The sequence below is a fragment of the Rheinheimera sp. ATLC3 genome (assembly GCF_059429535.1).
Window position 1 is genome coordinate 3,409,789 of sequence record NZ_CM182103.1, and the last position, 24,021, is coordinate 3,433,809.

At 51.5% G+C, this 24,021-nt stretch carries 20 protein-coding genes and 4 tRNA genes; 16 read left to right on the plus strand and 8 right to left on the minus strand.

Features of this window, described 5'->3' with window-relative positions:
* Window positions 1-8: 8 nt before the first annotated feature.
* The 8 genes from AC5SV9_RS15785 (at window position 9) to AC5SV9_RS15820 (ending at window position 8,806) form a co-directional block, all read left to right on the plus strand.
* On the plus strand, window positions 9-668 hold the full coding sequence (locus tag AC5SV9_RS15785) for a MotA/TolQ/ExbB proton channel family protein (RefSeq protein ID WP_134056546.1): 660 nt from the start codon (window positions 9-11) through the stop codon (window positions 666-668).
* A complete protein-coding gene (locus AC5SV9_RS15790) occupies window positions 652-1,170 on the plus strand; it encodes a biopolymer transporter ExbD (protein WP_475148399.1) in 519 nt (172 codons plus the stop codon). Before AC5SV9_RS15785 ends, AC5SV9_RS15790 begins: the two co-directional genes overlap by 17 nt.
* Window positions 1,167-1,697 (plus strand): ExbD/TolR family protein, encoded by a 531-nt coding sequence (locus AC5SV9_RS15795; protein WP_475148400.1) that lies wholly within the window; start codon window positions 1,167-1,169, stop codon window positions 1,695-1,697. Before AC5SV9_RS15790 ends, AC5SV9_RS15795 begins: the two co-directional genes overlap by 4 nt.
* The gene (locus tag AC5SV9_RS15800) at window positions 1,694-2,647 is read left to right on the plus strand and encodes an AgmX/PglI C-terminal domain-containing protein (RefSeq protein WP_475148401.1); all 954 of its coding nucleotides are present in this window, start codon (window positions 1,694-1,696) and stop codon (window positions 2,645-2,647) included. Before AC5SV9_RS15795 ends, AC5SV9_RS15800 begins: the two co-directional genes overlap by 4 nt.
* A 22-nt stretch (window positions 2,648-2,669) precedes the next feature.
* Window positions 2,670-3,866: a hypothetical protein gene (locus AC5SV9_RS15805; protein ID WP_475148404.1), complete on the plus strand. Its 1,197-nt coding sequence runs from the start codon at window positions 2,670-2,672 to the stop codon at window positions 3,864-3,866.
* A gap of 14 nt (window positions 3,867-3,880) precedes the next feature.
* On the plus strand, window positions 3,881-6,328 hold the full coding sequence (locus AC5SV9_RS15810) for a LamG domain-containing protein (RefSeq protein WP_475148405.1): 2,448 nt from the start codon (window positions 3,881-3,883) through the stop codon (window positions 6,326-6,328).
* A gap of 9 nt (window positions 6,329-6,337) precedes the next feature.
* The gene (locus AC5SV9_RS15815) at window positions 6,338-7,915 is read left to right on the plus strand and encodes a hypothetical protein (protein WP_475148408.1); all 1,578 of its coding nucleotides are present in this window, start codon (window positions 6,338-6,340) and stop codon (window positions 7,913-7,915) included.
* A 90-nt stretch (window positions 7,916-8,005) separates the two neighbouring features.
* Window positions 8,006-8,806, plus strand: a complete 801-nt coding sequence (locus AC5SV9_RS15820; RefSeq protein WP_475148409.1) for a substrate-binding periplasmic protein — start codon at window positions 8,006-8,008, stop codon at window positions 8,804-8,806.
* A 3-nt stretch (window positions 8,807-8,809) separates the two neighbouring features.
* Here AC5SV9_RS15820 and AC5SV9_RS15825 read toward each other — a convergent pair whose 3' ends face one another.
* From AC5SV9_RS15825 to rnhA, 3 genes are all read right to left on the minus strand, one after another.
* Window positions 8,810-9,628: a substrate-binding periplasmic protein gene (locus tag AC5SV9_RS15825; protein ID WP_475148412.1), complete on the minus strand. Its 819-nt coding sequence runs from the start codon at window positions 9,626-9,628 to the stop codon at window positions 8,810-8,812.
* 86 nt (window positions 9,629-9,714) lie between these two features.
* Window positions 9,715-10,710: an FAD:protein FMN transferase gene (locus AC5SV9_RS15830; protein WP_475148413.1), complete on the minus strand. Its 996-nt coding sequence runs from the start codon at window positions 10,708-10,710 to the stop codon at window positions 9,715-9,717.
* A gap of 25 nt (window positions 10,711-10,735) precedes the next feature.
* Window positions 10,736-11,218, minus strand: a complete 483-nt coding sequence (rnhA, locus tag AC5SV9_RS15835) for a ribonuclease HI (protein ID WP_475148416.1) — start codon at window positions 11,216-11,218, stop codon at window positions 10,736-10,738.
* A 65-nt stretch (window positions 11,219-11,283) separates the two neighbouring features.
* Here rnhA and dnaQ point away from each other — a divergent pair, with 65 nt between their 5' ends.
* The 7 genes from dnaQ (at window position 11,284) to AC5SV9_RS15870 (ending at window position 16,639) form a co-directional block, all read left to right on the plus strand.
* Entirely contained in the window at window positions 11,284-11,988 is a 705-nt protein-coding gene (dnaQ, locus tag AC5SV9_RS15840; protein ID WP_475148417.1) for a DNA polymerase III subunit epsilon, read from the plus strand.
* Window positions 11,973-13,424, plus strand: a complete 1,452-nt coding sequence (locus AC5SV9_RS15845; RefSeq protein ID WP_475148420.1) for a TIGR03503 family protein — start codon at window positions 11,973-11,975, stop codon at window positions 13,422-13,424. The genes dnaQ and AC5SV9_RS15845 overlap by 16 nt, the downstream gene beginning before the upstream one ends.
* 108 nt (window positions 13,425-13,532) lie before the next feature.
* Window positions 13,533-13,609, plus strand: a tRNA-Asp gene (locus AC5SV9_RS15850).
* 16 nt (window positions 13,610-13,625) lie between these two features.
* A tRNA-Asp gene (locus tag AC5SV9_RS15855) sits at window positions 13,626-13,702 on the plus strand.
* A gap of 26 nt (window positions 13,703-13,728) precedes the next feature.
* Window positions 13,729-13,805 (plus strand) — tRNA-Asp (locus AC5SV9_RS15860).
* Between the two features lie 41 nt (window positions 13,806-13,846).
* Window positions 13,847-13,923, plus strand: a tRNA-Asp gene (locus AC5SV9_RS15865).
* 268 nt (window positions 13,924-14,191) lie between these two features.
* The gene (locus AC5SV9_RS15870) at window positions 14,192-16,639 is read left to right on the plus strand and encodes a sensor domain-containing protein (RefSeq protein ID WP_475148423.1); all 2,448 of its coding nucleotides are present in this window, start codon (window positions 14,192-14,194) and stop codon (window positions 16,637-16,639) included.
* Here AC5SV9_RS15870 and AC5SV9_RS15875 read toward each other — a convergent pair.
* The 5 genes from AC5SV9_RS15875 to AC5SV9_RS15895 form a co-directional block, all read right to left on the minus strand.
* The gene (locus AC5SV9_RS15875; protein WP_475148425.1) at window positions 16,631-17,326 is read right to left on the minus strand and encodes a transporter substrate-binding domain-containing protein; all 696 of its coding nucleotides are present in this window, start codon (window positions 17,324-17,326) and stop codon (window positions 16,631-16,633) included. The two genes, AC5SV9_RS15870 and AC5SV9_RS15875, sit on opposite strands and share 9 nt — an antisense overlap.
* A gap of 74 nt (window positions 17,327-17,400) precedes the next feature.
* Window positions 17,401-19,056 (minus strand): phosphoethanolamine transferase, encoded by a 1,656-nt coding sequence (locus AC5SV9_RS15880; RefSeq protein WP_475148428.1) that lies wholly within the window; start codon window positions 19,054-19,056, stop codon window positions 17,401-17,403.
* A 79-nt stretch (window positions 19,057-19,135) separates the two neighbouring features.
* Entirely contained in the window at window positions 19,136-20,521 is a 1,386-nt protein-coding gene (locus AC5SV9_RS15885; RefSeq protein ID WP_475148430.1) for a histidine kinase dimerization/phospho-acceptor domain-containing protein, read from the minus strand.
* Complete coding sequence (locus AC5SV9_RS15890; RefSeq protein WP_475148433.1) at window positions 20,511-21,179, minus strand: response regulator transcription factor; 669 nt, start codon at window positions 21,177-21,179, stop codon at window positions 20,511-20,513. The genes AC5SV9_RS15885 and AC5SV9_RS15890 overlap by 11 nt, the downstream gene beginning before the upstream one ends.
* Window positions 21,179-21,886: a phosphatase PAP2 family protein gene (locus AC5SV9_RS15895; RefSeq protein ID WP_475148436.1), complete on the minus strand. Its 708-nt coding sequence runs from the start codon at window positions 21,884-21,886 to the stop codon at window positions 21,179-21,181. Before AC5SV9_RS15895 ends, AC5SV9_RS15890 begins: the two co-directional genes overlap by 1 nt.
* Window positions 21,887-22,032: 146 nt before the next feature.
* On the opposite strand from AC5SV9_RS15895, the gene AC5SV9_RS15900 reads away from it, so the two are divergent.
* Entirely contained in the window at window positions 22,033-24,021 is a 1,989-nt protein-coding gene (locus AC5SV9_RS15900; protein ID WP_475148438.1) for an LTA synthase family protein, read from the plus strand.

Genomic DNA, 24,021 nt, shown 5'->3' on the forward strand with positions numbered 1-24,021 from the left:
TGTTTTTCATGGATTTTATAAACGGCATCGTACGGTTTTTACAGGAAGGCGGCGTATTTATTTACCCTATTGCCTTTATCCTGGTGCTTGGCATCGTGATTGCCGTTGAACGCTGGTGGTTTCTGCGCTCAGTCTATGCGGTAAACCAGCGCGCTATGGCACAGGTGCAACCGGCGGTAGCGCAGGCCGATACCCGTCGTATTCTGCAGCTGGCCGAAAGCAGCAGTGCTCCGCTACTGGCAATGCTGGCCAGTGGTGTCAACCGGCTGCGTTCGTCTTCGCGCCGCGAGGACATGGAATATGCAATGGAAGAAGTGGTACTGGAATACAGCCTGCGACTGCAAAAGCGCACACCGTTTCTGGCGACGCTGGCTAACGTGGCAACCTTGCTCGGCTTGCTCGGTACTATTATGGGGCTTATAGCTGCATTTTCGGCCGTGGCGAATGCTGATCCGTCAGAGAAAGCCAGCTTGTTGTCATCCAGTATTTCGGTGGCGATGAACACGACAGCTTTTGGTTTGATCACCGCTATTCCGCTGGTATTTGTGCATGCGCTGCTACAGGGCAAAACCGCCAGTATTATCGATACCATGGAAATGGTCGGTATTAAGCTGATGAACAGTATTGCCAAGCAAGCAGATGGTGGTTCGGATGATAAAGCGGCGTAAAGTTCCTCAGGCTGACGCTGAGCTGGACATCACGTCTTTTATGAATCTGATGATCGTGCTGGTGCCGGTATTGTTACTCAGCCTGGTGTTTGCCCAGATCCGGGTATTGAATATTCAGCTGCCGCCTTTGACTGAGCAGCAACTGCAGCAGGAGCAGGAACAACCACAGCAACTGGAGCTGGAAATTCATGCCGATCGTCTGCGGCTGAATTATCCGGCCGGCGAACCGCTGCGGGTATTTGAACTGACTGACGACGGCAAACTCGATTTCGCCGCGCTAAGCCTGTTTTTGCAGGATCTGAAGCTGACCTTTTCACAAAAACAAATTGAAAAGCAGGATATCACCTTGCTGGCGCCGGATGAGCTGGATTACCAGACACTGGTGACGGCGATGGACACAGTGCGCTCGTTTAAAGCCGTAGTGGCAGCCCAGGTGGTGGACGCTGAACTGTTTCCGCAAATTTCGTTGGGGCAGTTACCGCAGCAGGAGGCCGGCCAATGAAAATGTCATTTCGTGCCAAGCGGCTCGACCGGCAGAATCAGCGTCTGGCGCAGGCAGGTAAGCTGAACCTGGTTGCTCTGATGGACATTTTTACCATCCTGGTGTTCTTTCTGATGGTAAACCAGTCGGAAGTCAAAGTGCTGCAAAGCAATAAAGATATCAGCCTGCCGCGCTCTGTATCAGAGCAACTGCCGAGCGAAAAAGTCATGCTGACCATTACTGCCAACGGCGTGCTGGTGCAGGGGAAGCCGGTATGGCAGGGTGACTGGCAGCAAGATAGCGATGTCTGGCTGGACGATCTGACACAGGCGCTGACGGCTGAGCTGACCTATCTGGCTGAACGCGCTGGCCCGTTAGCACAAGAGCAGCAGCAACAAGGCCGGGCTCTGACCATTCTTGGCGACGCGGCAACACCTTACGCCGTGCTGCGCCAGTTGATGGCAATCTGCGCCGCAACTGAGTACCGCGATTTATCGCTGGCCGTTGAAGCGACAACCGCTGCGGCAGCGCCAGAGGGGGCATCATGACCACGCTGGCGATTAACCAAGCTGACAGCTGGCAGTTTGAAGATAAACGCTTTTACCGTTTATTGTGGCTGGGCTTTGCCTTATGGCTGATTTTTGCAGTGCTGGTGCCGGCATTGAAGGTGCCAGAGCCCAGCCGGCAGGTACTGGAACAGCTGCCACCGCAGCTGGCAAAAGTGGTACTGGAACAGCGCAAAGCACCACCTCCGCCTGAACCAGAGCCGTTAGAGCAGCAGGTGATAGAGCAGCCTAAGCCAGAACCCAAGCCAGAGCCGGTGGCGGCTGTCGCCGAACCGGTAAAGCCCGATCCGCAAAAGGCCCGGGAGCAGGCACAACAAGCCGGGTTGCTGGCGATGCGTGACGATTTAGCCGAGCTCAGGCAGAGTTTTCAGCTTAATAATACGGCGCCTAGTGTCAAAAGCAGCGGCGAGCAACAGGCTGCCCAGGTCGAGCGTAAATTGCTGCGTAATGAGGCAGACAAAAAGTTTGCCAGCCGTGAAGCGGCAGCGGTCGCCGGTGATATTGCCCGTTCTGAACTGGCAGACACCGGCACGACTGCGCTGGCAGAGACCGAGATGAAAGGGTTGTCGTCTATCGGTCGAGGTGAAAGCACTGGCCAAAGCCGCAATGACAGCCAGTCTGATGCCAACAGCAGTGGGCCGCAGGGCCGCTCGGAAGCGGCAATCAGGCGCATACTGGAAGCAAATAAAAGCAGCTTATACACCCTGTACAGCCGGGCGCTACGCGCCAATCCGTTACTGAAAGGAAAGGTGGTGTTTGAGTTGGTTATTAATGCCGACGGCAGTCTGGCTGAAGTCAACATAGTGCGCAGCGAATTAAACGATGCCAAGCTGGAACGCCAGCTGATGCTGAGATTACGCTCGGTCAATTTTGGTGCTGAGCCGGTGGCGCTAACCCGTTCGCAGTGGACAGTCGAGTTTTTACCGGGCTGATAACCAGCCGGAGGTGGTGTAGATGCATTATTTAGCCTTTATTAAAGCGTTGAGCGTCAGTGCAGTATTGTTGGCGGCCAGTGCTCAGGCCGGGTCACTGGAACAGGCCAAGCGGCTGCATGAGCGTATTGCCGGTGTGCCGGCCGATGCTGTGACATTAAGCCAGATGCAGGCTCTGATTGATGCGGGTAATGCATCTGCTGCTGCAGAGCTGGCGATGCAGCATCCGGATTTTTATCGCACAACGCTGAAGCTGTTTGCCTCTGTCGCCACTAACCGTGAGCAGGACGTGTTTGAGCCACTGAATGACTACAGCGCTACCGTGATTGGGTTGGTGCGCGATGAGGTGGATTTTAGGCAGATCCTGCAAACTGATGTGTTGTATGTCGGTGCAGACAGCCTGGGGTTGCCGCCCTATCAGAGCAACAATAATGAGCACTATCTGGCGCTGGAGCGTCAGGCGGTTGATTTAGCACAGTATCTTGAACCCCGCTCGCAAAGCAGCCTGAATAACATTCCCTCGGATGCGGCAGCAGGTGTGATGACGAGCCGGGCGGCTGCAAAGGCATTCTTTTATCTTGGAACTAACCGCGCCATGTTCCGTTTTACACTGATGAACCAGTTGTGTACGGATTTAGAGCCGCTACAGGATATTACCATGCCAACCGGACGCATCCGGCAGGATGTCAGCCGCAGCCCGGGTGGCGACAGCCGTATTTTTAATAACCGCTGTGTCGGCTGCCATGCCGGTATGGATCCTATGGCGCAGGCCTTTGCATATTATGACTACCAGTTTAGCGATGAAGATGGCAGCAATGGCCGTATCTTTTATCAGCAAAGTGGCACTCAGAATTCAACCACGCTAAGCCGGGTGCAGCCGAAGTATCATATTAACGCCGGCAGTTTCCCTTACGGTTACCGCACACCGGACGATAGCTGGGTCAATTACTGGCGAGAAGGCCAAAACCAGGCATTAGGTTGGGATAACAGCTTGCCGGGTAGCGGCAGTGGTGCAAAAAGCCTGGGCGAAGAGCTGGCAAACACCACCGCTTTTGCGCAGTGCCAGGTGAAAAAGGTATTCCGGGCTGTGTGCCTGAGAGAGCCGCAAAGCCTGTCTGATGTCAATGCGCTGCACAGCATTACCGACAGTTTCCGTGCCACAGGCTATGTACTGAAACAGGTATTTGCTGATACCGCCACTTATTGTATGGGAGACTGAAGATGAGGTTTTCTATGCAAACTGTGTTAACAGCAAAAATTTTGTTCAAAGCGTTGCTGCTGCTGGGTGCCCTTGTGCTGGCCGGTTGCGGCGGTGCCGAAGTAGAGCAGAACCCACCGCCGCCGGTGCAGGAAGATAATACCAACTACAACGGTCCGGCGCCGCAAACCGCCGATATTCAGCTGTTTAAACTGACACTGTGGGACAATATTGCCGGCAACAACCGTTGTGGTGCCTGCCATGTGCAGGGCAATACCGCACCGGCGTTTGTCCGTAATGATGATATTAATCTGGCTTACGCCGCCGCTGTACCTCTGGTTAATCTGGCCGATCCGGCGCAGTCGGCTCTGGTCAGTAAAATTGCCGGCGGCCATAACTGTTGGTTAGCCAGCGATACTGCCTGTGCGGATACACTAACGCAGTGGATACGTAACTGGGCCAATAGCAGCGAGGCCGAAAGTGCTACGGTAACACTAGTGGCACCACCAATACGTGAACCTGGCGCCAGTAAAGCCTTACCTGAATCGCCAGCGCTGTTTGGTAACACGGTATACCCGCTGCTGCGCCAGTTTTGTGTTAACTGCCATGCACCTGATGCTGCGCAGCCGCAATCGCCGTTTTTTGCCGGCAGTGATCTGAGCGCCGCTTATGACGCCAGCCGCAAGTTACTGAATCTGGATCAACCTGAGCTCTCGCGCTTTGTTGCCCGGCTTGGTGGCGAGTTTCATAACTGCTGGTCCAGCTGTGACAGCGATGCTGCGACGATGCTCGCTGCCATCAGGCAAATAGCGGACAGTGTCGAGCTAACCGAACTGGATCCGGCTCTGGTACCGTCCAAAGCCTTGAGGCTGGGCGATGGTGTCGTGGCCTCCAGTGGCGGCCGCTTTGAGGCCAACCAGATAGCGTTTTATCAGTTTAAAACCGGCAGCGGCGTTATTGCCTATGACACCTCCGGGGTTGAACCGGCGGCTAATTTAAGCCTGCAAGGCGATATCAGCTGGGTAACCGGCTGGGGACTACAGATTAACAGTGGCCGGGCGCAAGCCAGCACGCAAAACAGTGCCAAGCTGGCGCAGCTGATAAGCGCTACCGGTGAAATGACCGTCGAAGCTTGGGTCGTGCCGGCCAATGTGGTGCAGGAAGGCCCTGCCGCCATTGTCAGCTATGCTGGCAGCAGTGCTGAGCGCAACGTTACGCTGGGCCAGACCCAGTACAACTATGACTTTTTACTGCGTCGCAGCGGCAGTGATTTCGCTGGTATGCCGGCGCTCAGCACGCCCGATGCTGATGAAGTGCTGCAGGCAACATTGCAGCATGTGGTATTGACACAAGACCCGGTAAACGGCCAGCGTATTTATGTCAACGGCAATGATACCGGCGTGCGCTCAGCTGCTGATGCTATTCGCAACTGGGATGATACCTATGCGCTGATCATCGGCAACGAAGCCAATGGCAACCGGCAGTGGCAGGGCAGTATCCGTTTACTCGCTATTCATAATAAAGCGCTAAGCGCAGCTCAAATCCGGCAAAACTATGAAGTGGGCGTCGGCCAGAAATTTTATCTGCTGTTTAGCATAGGTGAGCTGATCGATTTAGCCGATAGCTATATCGTGTTTGAAGTCGCGCAGTTTGATAATTATTCCTACCTGTTCAATGCACCTTATCTGGTTAATCTGGAAGGGCGGGCGCTGCCACAAAGCTTGACGATAAGCGATATGGCGATTGGCATTAACGGCAAAGAAGCACTAACCGGCCAGGCCTGGCTGAAGCAACAGTTTGAGCTGGCTTCTGGTACTGCACTGGATACCGGCGCTGTGCTGTCAACCCAGGGTACCATCATTGGAGCAGAGCTTGGCGCCGCGTCTGATGAATTCTTTTTGTCTTTTGGCCGCATTGGTGAGCGGCAGAACGTGCGTACCGGCATCAGCGTACCGGTACAAAGTATTATTGCCTCCGGTAGTCAAAGCAGTGATATCGGCCTTAAAACCTTTGCTGAAGTGCATGCCAGTATGAGTGCGCTGACCGGGGTTGCACAGCAGCAAGCAGCTGTGGCCCAGGTTTATCAGACCATTCAGCGCCAGCTGCCCTCAGCAGATACTGTCGATACCTTTGTGTCGGCGCAGCAAATGGCCATCACCCAACTGGCCATTGCCTACTGCAATGCCGCGATAGAAGACAGCGCTATTCGTCAAAACTGGTTCAGTGGTGTTGATTTTAATGCCAGCCCGGGCGTGACGTACAGCATGGCCAACCGGCCTGCTTTTATCCAGCCATTGCTCGACAGGCTGATACCTTTATCACCGCAAAGCTCTGTACTACGCGCTGATGCAGAGACCGAGCTGGATGCGCTGATCAACCGGCTAAGCAGCTGTAACGGCAGCTGTAGCAGCGATCGCAGCCGCACTATTGCCAAAGCAGCTTGCACCGCAGTGCTGGCCAGTGCAGAACTTTTGTTGCAGTAGGAGATGAAAATGAAAAGAAAGCAACCGCTGCACCCCGATAGCCCATTACTGCATGCCTGCCACAGCAAGCCGGTTAGCCGCCGCGATTTTATTGCCTGTGGTTTAAGCTATGGTGCAGCCGTGCTGACCAGTGGTTCAGTACTGGGGCTTTTTGCCAACCCGAATAAGGCACATGCCCAGCTATCGCCCGATTTAGACGCGCTGAAACAGCTGTGCGGCATTAATGTGCAGGGCGCCGGTAAAATTCCGTTTATCTGCTTTGATCTGGCCGGTGGTGCCAATATCGCCGGTTCCAATGTGCTGGTGGGTGGTGCTGGTGGTCAACTCGATTTTCTGTCAGTGCAAGGCTACAGCAAGCTGGGTTTACCTGCTGATCAGGTACCGACGGCTGTCAATGCTGCCGACCCGGCTGCCGGCTTTATCAACAACCAGCTAGGATTGGCTTTTCACAGTGACTCGCAAATGCTGGCTGGTATTTTAGAGCGTACCAGCTTGGCCACACAGGCGATGACCAATGGTGCGGTTCTGCCATCGCGGTCCGAAAACGATACCGGTAATAATCCGCATAATCCGATGTTCGCCATCGCTAAAGCCGGCGCCAATGGCTCGTTAATGCCGCTGATTGGCTCGCGTAACTCCGACTCAGGTGCCAACTCAATGACGCCGGCCGAGTTTTATAACCCTGAGCTTAGGCCGACAAAAATCGATCGGCCCGGTGATGTGACCGGTTTAGTGGATGTGGGGGATTTGTTTGGTTTGCTAAACCAGAGCGATGCCGTTGCCGTGATGGAGTCAGTGCAGCGTATCAGTGACAGTAAGCTTGGCCGGGTTAATACCAATATCAGCCGCGACGATGTGATTAAAGATCTTATTCGCTGCGGCTATGTAAAAAGTGCTGATTTGGCCGACCGCTTTGGTAACCCTGCGACGTTAGACCCTGCCGCTGATCCTGATATCGTCGGCGCCGCCGGTATTTTCTCCGCACAGGAATTCAATGACGATGCAGAATTTCGTAAAACGGCGTCAGTGATGAAACTGGTGGTCAATGGCTTTGCTGGCGCTGGCTCGGTAACCATAGGCGGTTATGACTATCATACCGGTGAGCGCGGCACCGGCGAGCTCAGAGACTTGCGAGCCGGGCGCTGCATAGGTGCCTGTCTTGAATACGCCGCCCGAATGAACCAGCCACTGATGGTATATGTATACAGCGATGGCTCGGTTGCCAGTAATGGTCGTATTGATGACTCAGAAGCTGGCCGTGGCAAAGGCGAGTGGACTGGCGATAATTCGTCCACTGCGGCATCTTATATGCTGGTTTATAGCCCGAATGGCCGTCCTGCATTACTGGGCGGATCGGCGGCAGAGCAAGCCAGGCATCAGCAAATTGGCTTTATGCGCCCGGATGCATCGGTCGAAACCGGCTCAGCCGCGTCGGCAAATAACGTTAACCTGCTGGTGCAAACTGTGCTGCTGAACTATTTGGCGCTGCATGGTGAGCAGGGCCGGCTTGCCGAGGTCGCACCGTTTCATGGCCTTGGTAATGCAGCCAGTCTTGACCGCTTAACAGCATTTGCGCCTATCGTCTGATGCATAAACAGAATTTATGCATCCACAGCGGCAAAAAGTATTAACAGCATTTATAGTAGAATGAACGGGTTCAGCAGAAGCAGTTAACGAATGCATTATCTGACGTTTTACGTAGCGTGTTTATTACTTAGTTTACCTTCATATAGCTGTGTGCTGCGGATGGGAATAGAAACCAGCTTTGCGCCCTATATTATTCAGCAAGACAATAGCTGGCGAGGCGTCAATGTCGAGCTGTTGCAGCGGCTGGTGCAGGAAATTGGTTGTGAGCTGGAGTTTATTCATAGCCCCTGGTTAAGGTCGCTGCGGCTTATCGAACAGGGGGAGTTGGATGTCCTTAGCCACTTAAGTTACAACGATGAGCGCAGCAAGAGCTTCGCTTTTATTGGCCCACATCAGCTGGAAAAGATTTATCTGGTCGGGCTGCCGCAGGCGTTTTCCGGTTTAAGTTCGGTTTCGCAGCTGAGAAAAGCCGGTACCTCGGGCATTATTGCACTGTTAAATGGCGCTTACTACGGTGAAGCGCTTGATGCGGTGCTGAACGATGCCAAAAACCGCACCCGTTTTGTATTTATCCGTGGTAATGAAGACAAGCAGGCTTTGCTGCTAAATGGCCGCGTGCATGGCGTGTTGGAAGATATAGCGGCTTATCATTACTGGAAAAAGCAGTCTGAGCTGCCAACGGCTGCTTATGTACCGTTATTCCCGGTGTATCAGAGCCCGGTGTTTTTTGGTTTTAACCGCAAAACGTTAAGTGTGATTCAGTTACAGCAATTAGAACAGGCTTGGCAAAAGTTGTACGCAGAAGGTGCTTTACAAGCCATTTTACAAACCTATCAGTTGCCGGATTATCAGTGGCAACTGCCTGAGCCCGCGTCAATTGTACCCGATTAATAACTACAGAATTGACGCCGGAATAAGTTCAGCGTAATTACTGATGTGGTACTTCTGATATATCGCCGCCAGTTCACCCTGCCGGTAAAGTTTCTGCCAGGCTTCAGCCAGGGTAGCCAATGTTGATGCGGGCAATGAGGTTTTACTGAAACCGAAATACACCGGGCTTTGATATACTTTTAATAGTGGCTGGTACTTATCGGCATCAGGGTAGTGATGCTGTTGCCAGTAGTGTAGCACGCTGATATCTTCCAGAATCGCATTGACGCGTCCGGCGCGTAGCAGCGCCAGTTTATCCTGAATGCTGCTGATCTCCACCAGTTGACGCTGTACCGCGGGTTGCCGGCTTAACCGGGCAAAGTCCTCGCCATAGTAGGCACCGTGTAACACGGCAATGCGGCCATAATCGACTTTATCAATCAGATCCGATAACTGGCTGCTGGCAGGTAAGGCAGCCGGATCACCTACCAGATAAATTGCCTCTATGTGATGAGGCCCGATAAAAGCAAACTGACCTTTTCGCTGCTCACTGAATGACAAATGGCTGAGTACGTCCAGCTGTCCATGCTCACTTTGCTGTAAAGCCCTGAGCCAGGGGCTGTTAATGAATTCGAGTTTACAATGCACTTCATCGGCCAGGCGCTGCATCAGTTCGACGCTAAGGCCGGTCCAATTATCATTCTGTTTAATCAGGTGTGGCGGGAAGTCGGTTTCGGCTGACATACGCAGTGTGCAGGTCTGTTCTTCAGCTACCGCAGCCAAAGGTACTGCAGCGCCTGATAACAACAGGGCGCAGGTTAACAGTAAATGCCATGATCGCATAATGTACTCTGGCACAGCCCGACTTAAACCAATAATACAGAATCTACCTGATATTTGCCCGGATGCACAGCTGAACTTTAAGACGGTTACTGGCCAAGGCCACTGGAGAAATGCATCTTGCGGTCAGCATCGATAAAAATGGCTTCATAATTATCAATCTGCTCAATCAGCTCCATGCCATGTTGCAGGCCCAGCACAAATAGCGTGGTTGATAGTGCATCAGTCTGGGTCGTATCCGGCCCGAGGACGGACACGCTGAACAGCCCGCTGGCACTTAAGCCGGTTTTGGGGTCTATTATATGGTGGTAACGTACCCCGTCTTCAATAAAGTAGCGTTCATAATCGCCTGATGTGCTGATAGCGCTGTTCGCCAATGGTAATGTTGCGGCGTACTTATCTTCTTGCCGTGGGTGCTTTATGCCCACCAACCAGGGTTTACCGCGTTTGTCTCCCAGTAAACGGCTATCGCCGCCAGCGGTTAACTGCGCATGCAAAATACCCTGCTGTGCCAGCAAATTAATGCCGCGTTCAACCGCATAACCTTTGGCAATACCGCCTAAATCAATCTTTACACCGTCGCGGGCAAAATGCACTTTGTTGTCTGGCAGCAATTCGATGCTCAGGTAATTAACGTATTGCCGGGCACGTTGCAGCTGACTGGCATCGGGCTTTTTATGGGCGCGGTAGTCATAATAGAAACCGACCGAGGCAAACGTAATATCAAATGCACCCTGGCTCAGGCTGGAGATATGCCTGGCCTGTTTTAGCAACTGATACAACTCAGCAGATACCTGCACTGGCCGTTGTGCTGCCAGCTGATTAAGCTGACTGAGTTCGCTGCTGCTGATATAGGGGCTCATCAGCTGGTTAATCCGCTCAAACTCGGCCTGTACCTGAGTAATTAAATCAGAAGCCTGGCTGGCGTCTTCACACCACAACTCGATATAGGCCTGGGTGCCGAGCGTCTGAAATGCCTGCCGGTGCCATTGCGCCTGTACGCTGGCAGAGAACCACAGTAAGCTCAGCAGACATAGCCCGCCAAAACGGCTGATGGTGCGAAAAAATACTGTGTGTTTTGCCATAATTGGGCTGCCTGTTACGTTGTGGCTAAGTTGCAGTGCTCTGACTTAGTTCAAATGGCTGGTCGATTGCCGAAGGTTTGGCTTCAGCTGCTGTGCGGGCCAACACATCGCAGCGCTCATTCTCCGGGTGGCCGGCATGGCCTTTTACCCAGTGCCAGCTAACATTATGCGCCTGGCTTGCTACGTCCAGCCGCTGCCATAAATCCTGATTCTTAACCGGCTGTTTCTGGCTGGTTTTCCAGTTGTTACGTTTCCAGCCTGCAAGCCACTGGGTAATGCCAAGTCGCACATACTGGCTGTCAGTTGTCAGGTCGACATCGCAGCTGTCTTTTAATGTTTCCAGCGCAACGATAGCGGCCAGCAATTCCATACGGTTATTGGTGGTTAAACGAAAACCGCCGCTTAGCTCTTTACAGTGCTGCTTATATTTCAGCACCACACCGTAGCCACCCGGTCCCGGATTGCCCAGGCAAGAGCCATCGGTATAGATTGCAACAGTTTTACGCATAAAGCCTTTCCTCAAACCCAAACGGCGTATAATCTACCCCAAGTGCAGTAAAAAGCGAAACGACTATGGCGAAAAGACAACTTATTCTCGACACTGAAACCACAGGTATTAACCCTAAAGATGGTCACCGTATCATTGAAATTGGCTGTGTTGAACTGATTAACCGGCGTTTTACTGGCAACAACTTTCATGTCTACATTAACCCGGAGCGTATTATTGATGCTGAAGCAGTGGCTGTGCACGGTATTACCAATGAACGGCTGGCACATGAGCCTAAGTTTCGCGAGATAGCCAAGAGTTTTTACGATTATATTCAGGGCGCAGAGCTGGTGATCCATAACGCCGCGTTCGACGTTGGCTTTATCAATCACGAGTTTTCTAAGCTGCACCCTGCACTGCCGCCGGTAGAGCAGTACTGTACTATTCTTGACACTCTTATGCTGGCACGCGAACTGCATCCCGGACAAAAGAATAACCTGGATGCATTGTGCCGCCGTTACGACATTAATAACAGCCACCGTACTTTGCACGGCGCTTTGCTCGATGCGGAAATTCTGGCAGATGTATATCTGTTGATGACGGGGGGCCAGGTCAGCCTGAATCTGGCGAACGAGCAGAATGGCGCTGACGGTCAGTCAGGCCCGGCAGCAATACAGCGTAGCGGACGGCTGAAAGTGCTGCGGGCGACAGAAGCCGAGCTGACAGCACACGAAACCAGGCTGGACTTAGTGCAGAAAAAAGGAGGCAGTTGCCTGTGGCGAAATGGCTAACAGTAGTGTGTCTGTTGCTCGGGTGCGCAGTATTCAGTGCCCAGACACTAGCGCGCACCGATTTACTGCAATCTCCCAAGGTCAGTTCAGAAGAAGACGAAAGCCCCTTTAGCAGCGGCTTTGCGTTATTGGATGACTTGCCAACCAAAAACCAGATCCCGCTGTTTGATAACAGGTTTCGTATTGACGACAATGTTGACGAAATCACATTGCTATTGTTTCGAAAACGCGGTTCGGCGTCGGTTGTACTGGTGCGGCCAGACGGCAGTAAAATTCATTTCAATACCGCAGAGCAGCAACAGGTGCGCTGGCACGATGCCAGTAGCTATGATCTGATTCAGATTAAAAACCCCACCCCGGGGCCGTGGCAGGCGATTGGTAAATTACTGCCGAATAGCCGCATTATGGTACTGACCGACATAAAACTTAGCGTTGATCCCTTACCTGATAACCTGTTAGTCGGTGAAACCGTAAAAATTACCGCCCGTTTAACCAATGGTGAAGAACCGATAAATGCGAAAGATTTTCGCGAGGTTCTGGCGCTGGAAGTGATTTTTGTCAGCACCAATAACGCAGATTATGACAATTTCGGCCGTGGTGTCGTGCAAGTTGCGCATTTTCGCGATGATGGTAAAGGCTACGACGAGCGAGCCCGCGATGGCGTGTTTACCGGTGAGTTTCAGCTAAGGTTTGTTGCCGGCGAATGGATACCTAAATATGTCGTACGTACACCTTTATACACGCGGGAGGTGGAACAGCCGCCCGTTGTGCTTAAACCCGCACCCATAGTTGCCGATATTACTGCTGCCCCCGCGGCTGATGAATTAAAGCCGGAACAACCGGCCCAACCGCACCAGGTGCTGTTTCGGATCACCGATGACAGCGTCAATAAAGCATCGGTATTACTGCAGGGGCGGGTACGCTACCCCAATGGTGAGGTGGAAGACTTTGCGTTAAATGAACCGGGTGTGACACCACGGCAACTAGAGCTGCATAACCGTGGCCATGGCAGTTATATCCTGGATGTTTCAGCCTACGGTACTATGCAGGATGGCCGCGAGTTTATGCTGAACCTGCCGGAGATCAGTTTTGTGGTAAACCGGCCAGTGTTTGAAGCACCTGTACTGGAGGAACTGCCGCAAAGTATTAAAGATGAAATTGCTGCCGAGCAGGCTGAGCCTGAACCGGAATTCCCTTGGGGGCTGGTGATAAGTATTAATCTGTTTATCTTAATCGGTGGCGGTTTTGCGATTTGGTTTGTCATGACGGATCGTAAGCCGGCAGATCTGATGTTCTGGCGCAAAAAAGAGCCAGCTCAGGCAACGGAGGCAACAGCGGGCAAGCCAGCCACCGATGTTGCTGAGAAAAATAGCGCAAATGCACAAAAAAACAACGATATGGATGACATTCTCGACCTGACTTTACCGGATGATTAAGGATTAGGCAAAAGCGGCAAAAAAGGTGTTGACGGCCTATCGGCTAATCCGTATCATTCCCGCCGCACTGCAGGATACCCAAATGAAATTCTGTAGTGTAATTGGTGCGGAGCGGTAGTTCAGTCGGTTAGAATACCGGCCTGTCACGCCGGGGGTCGCGGGTTCGAGTCCCGTCCGCTCCGCCAATTTTCGATACACACCGGAGCGGTAGTTCAGTCGGTTAGAATACCGGCCTGTCACGCCGGGGGTCGCGGGTTCGAGTCCCGTCCGCTCCGCCACTGTATCGAATTAAGCTTCCTGATCCGGAGCGGTAGTTCAGTCGGTTAGAATACCGGCCTGTCACGCCGGGGGTCGCGGGTTCGAGTCCCGTCCGCTCCGCCACTTCAGTAAGCAGATACCAGAGCGTAAGCTCACTCCAGCGCGGAGCGGTAGTTCAGTCGGTTAGAATACCGGCCTGTCACGCCGGGGGTCGCGGGTTCGAGTCCCGTCCGCTCCGCCACTTTAAGCCAGAATTTTGCTGGTTTTTTGCGTTTAGGGCAGCATATTTGTGCTGCACCCGGCACGTATATTCTGCTTAGACACTGCCCACATAAAACCTGTATAGAAATTAACGTCTATTCCTGTTCTAACAACAGTCTGAGCAGTTATTTAAATGATTTGTCTGGAAAAAAGGGAACTTCACTTCTAAAGTTGTAACTCTTGTCAATAAATAGCAGCTTAGATGCATAAGTGTTGTTCTGGCTGATAACAACAAGGTTACACCCGGTATGGATACTTTTGAGCTGAGTCAGCTGCAGGATGCTATAGTCAATTCCGCGGTTGACGCCATCATTGTGATTAATCAGCGCGGGCAGATCTGTTTTTTTTCTCCGTCAGCTGAGACGCTGTTTGGTTACAGTGCTGCCGAGTGTCTTGGTCACAACGTGCGCATGTTAATGCCTGAGCCTTTTCACAGTGAGCATGATACTTACCTGGCTAACTATGTCAGCCACGGCCAAAGCGCGAAAATTATCGGTGTAGGGCGGGATGTTCAGGGCAAGCGTAAAGACGGCAGCGTTTTTCCGATGCATTTATCGGTTGGCGAAGCCAATACAGATAATGCCCGCTATTTCGTCGGCATTTGTCATGACTTAACGGCTTACCAGGCCAGCATTAAAGCTCACCGCCGCTTGCGTTCAATACAGGATGCGCTGCTTGAAGCTGCGGTTGACGGCATTATCTCTATTGATGAATGGGGGATCGTGCAAACCTTCAACCGCGGTGCTGAACAGTTATTTGGCTACAACAAACAGGAAGTGATTGGTAAAAATGTCAGCATGTTGATGACCCAGGCTCATGCGCGGCAGCATGACGGCTATTTACAAAACTATAAAAGTGGCGGGCCCGCCAAGATCATTGGTATCGGCCGCGACGTGCAGGCGAGGCGCAAAGACGGCTCGGTATTTCCGATGCACTTATCAGTAGGGGAATCACACACAGAACAGGGCCGGCTGTTTGTTGGCGTGTGTCATGATTTGTCAGAATTCAAAGCGGTATTGCAGCGGCTTATCTCAGCCGAGCAGCGCTATCGTGATATTGTGCAAAACCAGAAAGAGTTTATTTGCCGCTTAAGCCAGCATTCAAGGCTGACATTCGTTAACAATGCATTTTGCCGCCAATTGGGGCAGCAGTTGTTTCAGATGCTGGGTATCTCTATTCTGGAGTTTATTCATGCTGATGAGCGGCAGCATGTTGAGTCATTACTGGACCAGCTCAGACAGGCCGCACAATCACAAACCGTGTCACTGTCGGTGCGTATGCTCAGTTCAGACAACCGGATACACTGGGTTGATTGGACTTTCAGCAGCCTGGCCGGTCAGGCTGACGCTGTCGATGAAATTCAGGGCGTTGGCATCGATATCACCGAGCAGGTCAAAGCCAAGAACCATGCTAAATTTCTGACCAGTTTTGATGCATTAACCGGGCTGCTAAACCGCGAAGGCCTGACAGAGCAATTTAACCGCCGGCAAGATGCACAACAGCGTTATGCCGTATTGTTTATTGATTGTCACCGCTTTCGGCTGATTAATGAAAAGTATGGTCATGAGTTTGGCGATCTGATGCTGATTGAAGCGGCGCATCGCTTAAAAAATTTATTGCCGGAAGATGCGCTGGCCTGCAGGCCGGGGGCCGATGATTATATCCTGTTATTGCCGTTAACCGAGCAAAGCAACCTGCTGCCTTTTGTGCAGCACTTGATCACGCAATACACGGAACCATACTGGCTGGCAAATGAAAAAATTTCGCCTTCTGTTTGTGTTGGTATCAGTATTTACCCCGACGATGCGACAGATTTGCATATTCTTATCCGCCAGGCCGAGGCGGCGATGTTTGATGCTAAACATCAGGGCGTTATATTACGGCTGTATCATGAAGATATTCACAATGCCCTTACCCGCCAACTGGAGATAGAACAGGGGCTGCGCCGTGCGCTGGAGCAAGACAAATTGCAAGTTGTGCTGCAACCTAAATATCAACTGGCCAGTCAGAGCCTGATAGGCTACGAAGCGTTGCTGCGTTGGCATGATACTGAACTTGGCACAGTACCGCCTGATGTTTTCGTGGCGGTGGCCGAAAGTGTTAACCTTGGCAAAACACTGGATTGCTGGGTAATTAAAACGGTACTGAATCAAATTAAGAGCTGGCAGAGTATGGGCTTGCAGCCAAAACCGGTAGCAGTAAATATCACTGCTAAACATTTCTCTGACCCTGAGCTGTACAATTTTATTGAAGCCAAACTTAACAAGCTGGGATTACCAGCGGACTGTTTGCAACTGGAAATTACTGAAGGTGTGGTCATGGATGACTCGCCGACAATTCAGGATAATCTGTCAGCCTGCCGCAGTGCCGGTATCAAAGTCGCGATTGATGATTTTGGTACCGGTTACTCATCGTTGTCTTATCTGACAACCTTACCAATAGACTTTATCAAAATAGACCGTGCTTTTATTCAACACCTGGAGCAGGGTAAGAATCTTGGCCTGGTTAAAGCCATGCTGGCCATGGCGCAGGCGCTTGAGGTAGCCGTAATTGCAGAAGGTATTGAAACACAAAAGCAGCAAGATGTTTTGACTGAACTCGGTTGTGAGTATGGTCAGGGCTTTTTCTTTGCCAGGCCTGCTTGTCTGGCTGACATTGAGCAGAGCCTAACGCAGCAGGCAAAAGGCTCAGTGTGAAAAATAGCTAAGCTGCTCAGTTTCAGCATAATGGTTTAACGTGCTGCTGATATAGCCCAGGTGTTTTGATAGCGGGGATACCACATAGTAGGCGTCTATGGTGTCGAGCAGGCGGCGCTGATAATGGCTGGCAAAGGGCAGTGCCTGTTGCTGCAGGTAATAGTTAAACGGTGCTTCATAGGTAAGTAATGCACTGCTGCGGCCTTTGATAAACATCTCAACTGCACTGATGCTGTCTGGCAGGTCAATAAAGCTATAACCACTTTCAGTGAGTTGCTGACGCTGTCCATGGTAATCAAAGCCACGTATTGCCGCTATTGTCGGTTGTTTTTCCCGCGCGACAGCCGCGCCATGCGTTAGCAGCACCAAAGATAGCTGCACATAGGGTGGGGCAACAAAGCTGACATCAGCTGGCAATGCCTGAGTCTGCTTGATATTAATGGTTAAATCCACCTCACCGCTTTGCAGCATCTTGTATAAACGGGCGGGTGTGGCGCAGACAGTCCGTACGGTAAGGGTATCGGTCTGCAATATACTGCGCGTTAGCTCTACGGCTTCTCCACCACAGTGGCCGTTGCCTGTCGATACAAAATAGGGTGGAAAGTTATGTACGCCCAGACGTATTTCGTCAGCAGAAATGTTGGCTACTGCACTAACGCCAAACAATACCAGCACTAAGAATCGCATATCAGCACCTGCTTAATTACACGCTGATATAGTAGCTTAGTCCTGCGTGTTGACCAAGCTGGCAGCGCAGCTTTTCAGCTGCTTTTCGCTATCGTCTGACCACTACATTGCTCGAAGATATTCTGCGACGGTAAAATTGCTGCAGACTTTATTTCCAGCCAACTCAGCAGTGACGAAAATAGCATATCGTGGCTGCCGGCCCGCATCGCATTGTGTTGTACGCAGCGGGAATCGATAGCGCTGCGGTGCTGTGTCTGTTCAGATAACCACATTATCATTGGCACTTTAGTTTGTGCCTCTGGTGCCATCCAATAAGGCAGGCCATGCAGATAGACGCCATTTTCTCCCAGTGACTCGCCATGGTCTGATACGTACAAGAGTGAGGTATCGTAGTGATCAGACAATGACTGCAGTAGCGCTATAGTGTTATCAAGTAGCTCATCCGTTGCCAGTAAGGCATTGTCATAGGCATTAATAATTTGCTCAGTTTGGCACTGCACCAGTAAATTGTTTTCACACTCGGGCAGGAATTGCTTTTGCTCTTTCAGGCTACGTTTGTAGTATTCAGGGCCATGATTACCCTGTTGATGTAACACGACCAACATCGGACTGGCCGATTGAGCCGAAGCCAGAATTTTTTGCCGCAGGCCATTTAACAGCGCACTGTCCTGACATTCACCTGCTACACAATCCAGTGCAAAGCTCTGATCCTGCTCTACCCGGTTACACATATCTTTGCAGCCTGAATTATTATCCCGCCACAGCACCTTTACACCGGCCCTTTGCAATACATCCAGTAGATTATCAGAGTGCTTGGCGGTTATTTCATCATAATTATCGTGGTTAAGGTAACTGAACATACAGGGGACTGATATTGCTGTAGCCGTACCGCAGGCATCTATGGCGCCAATATTAAGCAGATTACGCTTGGCCAGCCGCGGCGTCGTATTACGGTGATAGCCATTTAAGCCAAGATGGTCTGCACGCACTGTTTCCCCCAGTACCATGATTACCAGTTGAGGTTTGGCAGCGGCCGGTACCAGACGGGCATCCTGTGCATAGTGTTTAAATGCCGGTATCACCGGGTGCAGTATTTCGCTGCGGACAACACCGCTGACAGCATTCAATGCATTGAACGGGGTGGCCTGATGTTTCAGTGAGCGGTGCTGGCGCATTACACCCGCCAGATTCTGATATTGCGTCACGACCAGCAACAGTATCAGGGCAATGATTGATACCATACTGAGTAAGTACTGTTTTGCCTGGCTGCGCGCTGAAGCACCGTGATGCTGTGCCCGGAACACTAACACGGCTGGCAACAGTAAATAGCAGATAAAGTAAGGCAGCATTTCAGCGCTTAACAGCGCATACACTTCATGGCTGTCGGTTTCAATGGCGTTTATCAGCATTCCTTTGTCAATGACCACGCCATATTGCAGCATAAAGTACTGGCTGATGGCTGAGATAGTGATCAACATGATTAACCAGGCTTTTTGTAGCCTGCCGATGCCAAATAGCTGGCAGATAAATAAATTTAATAAAAACAGTAAGCTGACCAAAGGCCAGGCGACGGACCAGCCACCTAAGGGCAAAATGCTGCGCATAAAGCTCTGGTTAAATGCCAGCGTCAATAAAGCGGCGACCGCCAGGTTGGAAAATAAAAATGACACTGCCGGACGCAGGCGGGATGGAAGAGACAGCGTTATCGTTGTTAACACACTTGATGACATACATACTGCACCGGGTAACGAAGTTAGCTGCAGTGTAAAGGGGGTTTCTTAAGCAAAGCTTAAAACCGGCACGGCAATATCAGGCTAAAGCAGCAGGCAAAGCCACTGTCACGATGACCTGGTCCGGCTGCTGCACCTCAAAGTGGATGGTACCGCCATGCAGCTCGATAATACGCTGTGTTATTGATAAGCCCAGGCCGGACCCGTCGATATGCTGATGGCCCTGATGACGGAAAAACCGGTTACCCATACGCTGCGGTTCCGGCAGGACAGTGCTTTGATTCTGTACAGTTAAAGTCAGGTTTGATGCCTTAGTTACTGTTGCCACTACTCTGATAAGGCTGTTGTTTTGGGCATATTTGCTGGCGTTGTCAAAAATATTGCGCAAGGCCGATTGCAACAGAATGTGGTCGCCACTGATGACAATATTGCTGGCAAGGTCCAGCTGCCAGCTGACCTTGTCCAGCAGGGGTAATGGTAACTGCGAGAGTGCTTCTTCAACTACGGAAACTAATGCTGCGCGGCTGCAATGGATATCCTGTATCCGCTCCAGCCGGCTTAAGGTAAGCAGCTGGTTTACCAGGTGTGTCATACGTTTACTGCCGTCAATAATGGCGCTAATAGCTTCGTGTTGTTCTTCAGCACTGCTGGCTTTTTGCAGATTCTGCGCATGCAGCTGCAATATGCTAAGCGGCGTTCTTAGTTCATGCGCAGCATCGGCGACAAAACGTCTCTCTTGTTGAATGTAGTGCCTGACTTTTTGGATCAGCTGATTTATCGCTTGCTGGATCGGTTGCAATTCTGCCGGTTGCTTTAACGATATTTCGGTTAGCTGCTCAGCCTGGCGGGCTGCGACACTATGTTGTAAACGGTTCAGTGGCCGTAGTATCAGTTTTACCACCAGATAAATCAGGATGCTAAGCGGCAGCATCATCACCAGAATCGGTCTGATTTGGGCAAGTGCGATATGTTCGCTCATTTCCTGACGCACATCTTCCCGCTGTGCGGTGAATACCCATAAACCATTGCCCTGTGGCAGGCTGAAACTAATCCAATGCACACCTTGCTCTAACAGTTCATGGTAACCTTGTTCTGTCATTGGCTCGGGAAACTGCCCGGCATTTTCTGATGCCATAACTAACCGGTTGTCCTGCCAGACCTGAAACGCTATTTTCTGCTCATACTTATGGCCGCCCTGACGGCGCTCCTGCGCTGAGGTCAGGTTTTCACCGGTGTCAGTGAACTCTGGAACATTAACCACTAATGGGGGCGCTTCAGGCTGCACAGGCATGGCCGTCAGCATGGTTGCAACGAGGCGGGCATTACGGGCCAGTTGGGCATCGTAAATTTCATCCAGCTCATGCATTGCATCTTTATACGATACCAGTGCAGTAAAACTCAGACTGCAAATGACAATCAGGTTGATCACAATCAACAGCCAGACTTTGATACTGTTAATCTGCATAGTGGCTATTGAGCATATAGCCCAACCCCCGTATGGTTTTAATCAGTTGTGGATGCAGCTTTTTACGCAAACTGTGAATATGCACTTCGAGCGCGTTACTTTCAGTTTCGCCGTCCCAGCCATGGCACAGCTCATCCAGATAGCGCCGGGACAGAATGCGGTCTGGGTGCAGCATAAAATCTTTTAACAGCATAAATTCGCGCCGCGTCAGGCTGACAGCCTGGCCCTGATACGAGCATTGCATGTTAGCCGCGTCTAAACACACCTCTGCTACGGCCAGCACATCGTCCCGTCTTAGGGTATTACGCCGGCTTAATACCCTGACTCTTGCTTCAAGTTCCAATACATCCACCGGCTTAACCACATAGTCGTCAGCGCCACTGTTAAAGGCATCGAGCTTGGTTTCCAGTGCATCCTGCGCGGTCAGTACTAATACCGGTATGGTGTTGCCGGCTTTACGCAAGGTTTTGATCACGCTGATGGCAAAGCCATCGGGAAGACCGAGATCGAGAATAAGCAGCGAAAACTCGCTGCACGATAAAGCCTGCAGCGCATGTTTACCCTGAGTGCAATGTTCTACCTGGTAGCCGAGGCGCTTTAAGCTGGTCACGATGCCTTTAGCGAGCATAACGCTGTCTTCTGCCAGTAAAATACGCATCAACGAACCCTGTCAGCAGATGACAATGGCAAATTGCCGGTGAGCATAAAGCACCAACGGGAACAGAGCAGGCACAACACCAGCGTCGTGATATCGTGCGATAAGAAATGCGCACCGCGCAGCTGCTGGGCAATACCCAGAACCAGTCCGCAGATTAGGCCTGTTGCCAGCCCGGCAAAGCGCCAGCCGGGTTTTACCTGTCTAAAAAAGTAGTACAGTGCAACCCAGGCATAGCCGACACTGGCGTGTCCTGCCGGAAAGCACTGATTATAAGGCAGATAGGAAGGGCGCTTTTGCAACAAATGGATATAAGGCTCGGTACCACCGAACACGGCCAGATCCCAGGGGCAGGCAATATTGGTGATTGCTTTAAGATAAGCAACCAGCACAAAAGCGCTAAGCAGTGCCAGGCTCAATGCCAGCAGGCTGTCGGCCAGCTGTTTGTATTTAGCGCGTTTAACGTTGGCAACGACTGTCGCAATAAGCACGACAGCACAGCAGACATAATTTAACTGCCGAGCGCCGCGATGCAGAATGTCTTCTGTCAGCCAGTGTTGTTGCAGTGACCATTGATACCCTTCCAAAGCGTAAATGTTGCTGGCCAGCCAGATATCGCCACCGGCAACATCCAGTAGCAGCCAGGCAATAACGTAAAAAAATAACAGCCGGTGCACACTGCTATCGCTGACGAATTGTTTAATGAGCATAATCAAATATTACCTGCACAGCTTTGGCTCGCCGTATGGCGGTTGTTTAAACACCTGTTTATTGTGGTCTGGCAATCTTAAGAAAATCTTAAGCTTATACATCTAGCATGGCGGCAATTGTTGTTTTGCAAAGCTGCTGTGCCGCGATGAAAATATCTGTAAACCGCTTGTCAGGCCCTTATTATCCGTTAGTTGTGATGGCATTGTTGATGCTGGCGATTCTGTCTTTCAGCCGGGTGGGGCTGTTTATCTGGCAGTACGAGCGGGTTGCAGCTGCAGCTGATATTTTGCCACTGCTGCTGCAGGGCATAAGAGCTGATTTAATTCTGATCGGATTATGGCTGGTGTTGCCGGTATTACTGGCTCCGGTGCTTGCCACGGCTGGCAACATCAATCGTTGGCGTAGTTTTTGTCATGGCTGGGCCTTACTTGGCTTAACTGTCATTATTTTTATAGAGCTGTCCACGCCGCAGTTTATCTTGCAGTATGATATCCGGCCGAACCGCTTGTATGTCGAGTATCTGAAGTACCCACGCGAAGTGTTCAGTACATTATGGCACGGCTTTCGGGCCATGCTGTTAGCAGGCATAGTGCTGACAGCAGTATTACTGGTGTTGTCTAACCGGGTACTACGTGCTGCGAAAGAGCATACCTTAGCCTGTGGCAACCGCACGCTTTGGCTTAGCTGGCCACTGGTGGTCTGTTTGGTTTTTGCTATGGTGCGTTCAACGACTGATCACCGGCCGGCTAACCCAGCATTTTTTGCGGTAACCGGCGATGCCATGGTCAACTCTCTGGTAATCAGCTCACCTTATTCAGTACTTTATGCCATTTACAGCCTGCGCCATGAAGCCAATGCCAGCGAGGTCTACGGTAAGCTAAGCCGTCAGCAGATCGTATCCGATGCGCTCGACTGGCCGTGGCTGCAACAGTTGCAGTTTGATGAAAATTATCCGACATCGCATTTTCATCAGGCCACAAGGCCGCGGGCCAGGCCGCTTAATCTGGTTATCGTACTGGAAGAAAGTTTAGGCGCCACTTTTGTTGAATCACTCGGCGGGGTGGCTGTTACGCCAGAGCTGGAAAAGCTAAAACAGCAGGGGTGGTGGTTTGAAAATATGTATGCCACCGGCACCCGCTCTGTGCGTGGTATAGAGGCAGTTGTCAGTGGCTTTATGCCAACGCCGGCACAAAGTGTCGTGAAGTTATCTTTGGCACAGCAGCATTTTTACACCCTGGGCAGTGCTTTGGCAGAGCAGGGATATCACACCAGCTTTGTCTATGGTGGTGAAGCACATTTTGACAATATGCGCGCGTTTTTTACCGGTAATGGCTTTGATGAAGTGATTGATATGCCGAAAATCGACAAACCGGTATTTGTCGGTAGCTGGGGCGCCAGTGACGAAGATCTGTTTCGTACTGCCGATCAGCATTTACAGCAGATGCACGCGGCGGGCAAACCCTTTTTCAGCCTGATTTTCAGCTCGTCGAATCACGAGCCATTTGAATTCCCCGATGGCCGTATCAGCCTGCACGAGCAGCCGAAAAATACCGTTAATAATGCGGTTAAATATGCCGATTACGCACTGGGGCAATTCATTGCTCAGGCAAAGCAGTCAGCATACTGGCAGGATACGGTATTTTTGATTGTTGCCGACCATGATAACCGGGTTTATGGCGATAACCTGGTGCCGGTAGAGAAATTTCATATTCCGGCACTGATACTGGGGCCGGATATTGAAGCCAAAAATATTAGCCCGGTTGCCAGCCAGATAGACCTGGCGCCGACTTTGCTGTCCTTGCTGGGCATTTCGGCACAAACCCCGCTGATAGGCCGCGATTTTAGTCGCGATGCGACCAGCCCTGGCCGGGCCTTATTGCAGTTTGATCAGTATTTCGCCCTGATGGAAGATAATGAGCTGACTATTCTCAAGCCGCAGCAGGCGCCCGTGCGTGCCAGTTACAACCCTGTCAGCCGCCGGTTGACGACGTCAACACAGCCTGTTTCTGCCACGCAGCAGAGCAGGGCGCTGGCGCAGGTACTACTGCCATCTTTGTTGTACCGCGAGCAGCTGTACCGTAACCCATTACCACCCGACTGTAATGACTGCCAGCTGGCGCAGGCTTTACCCTAG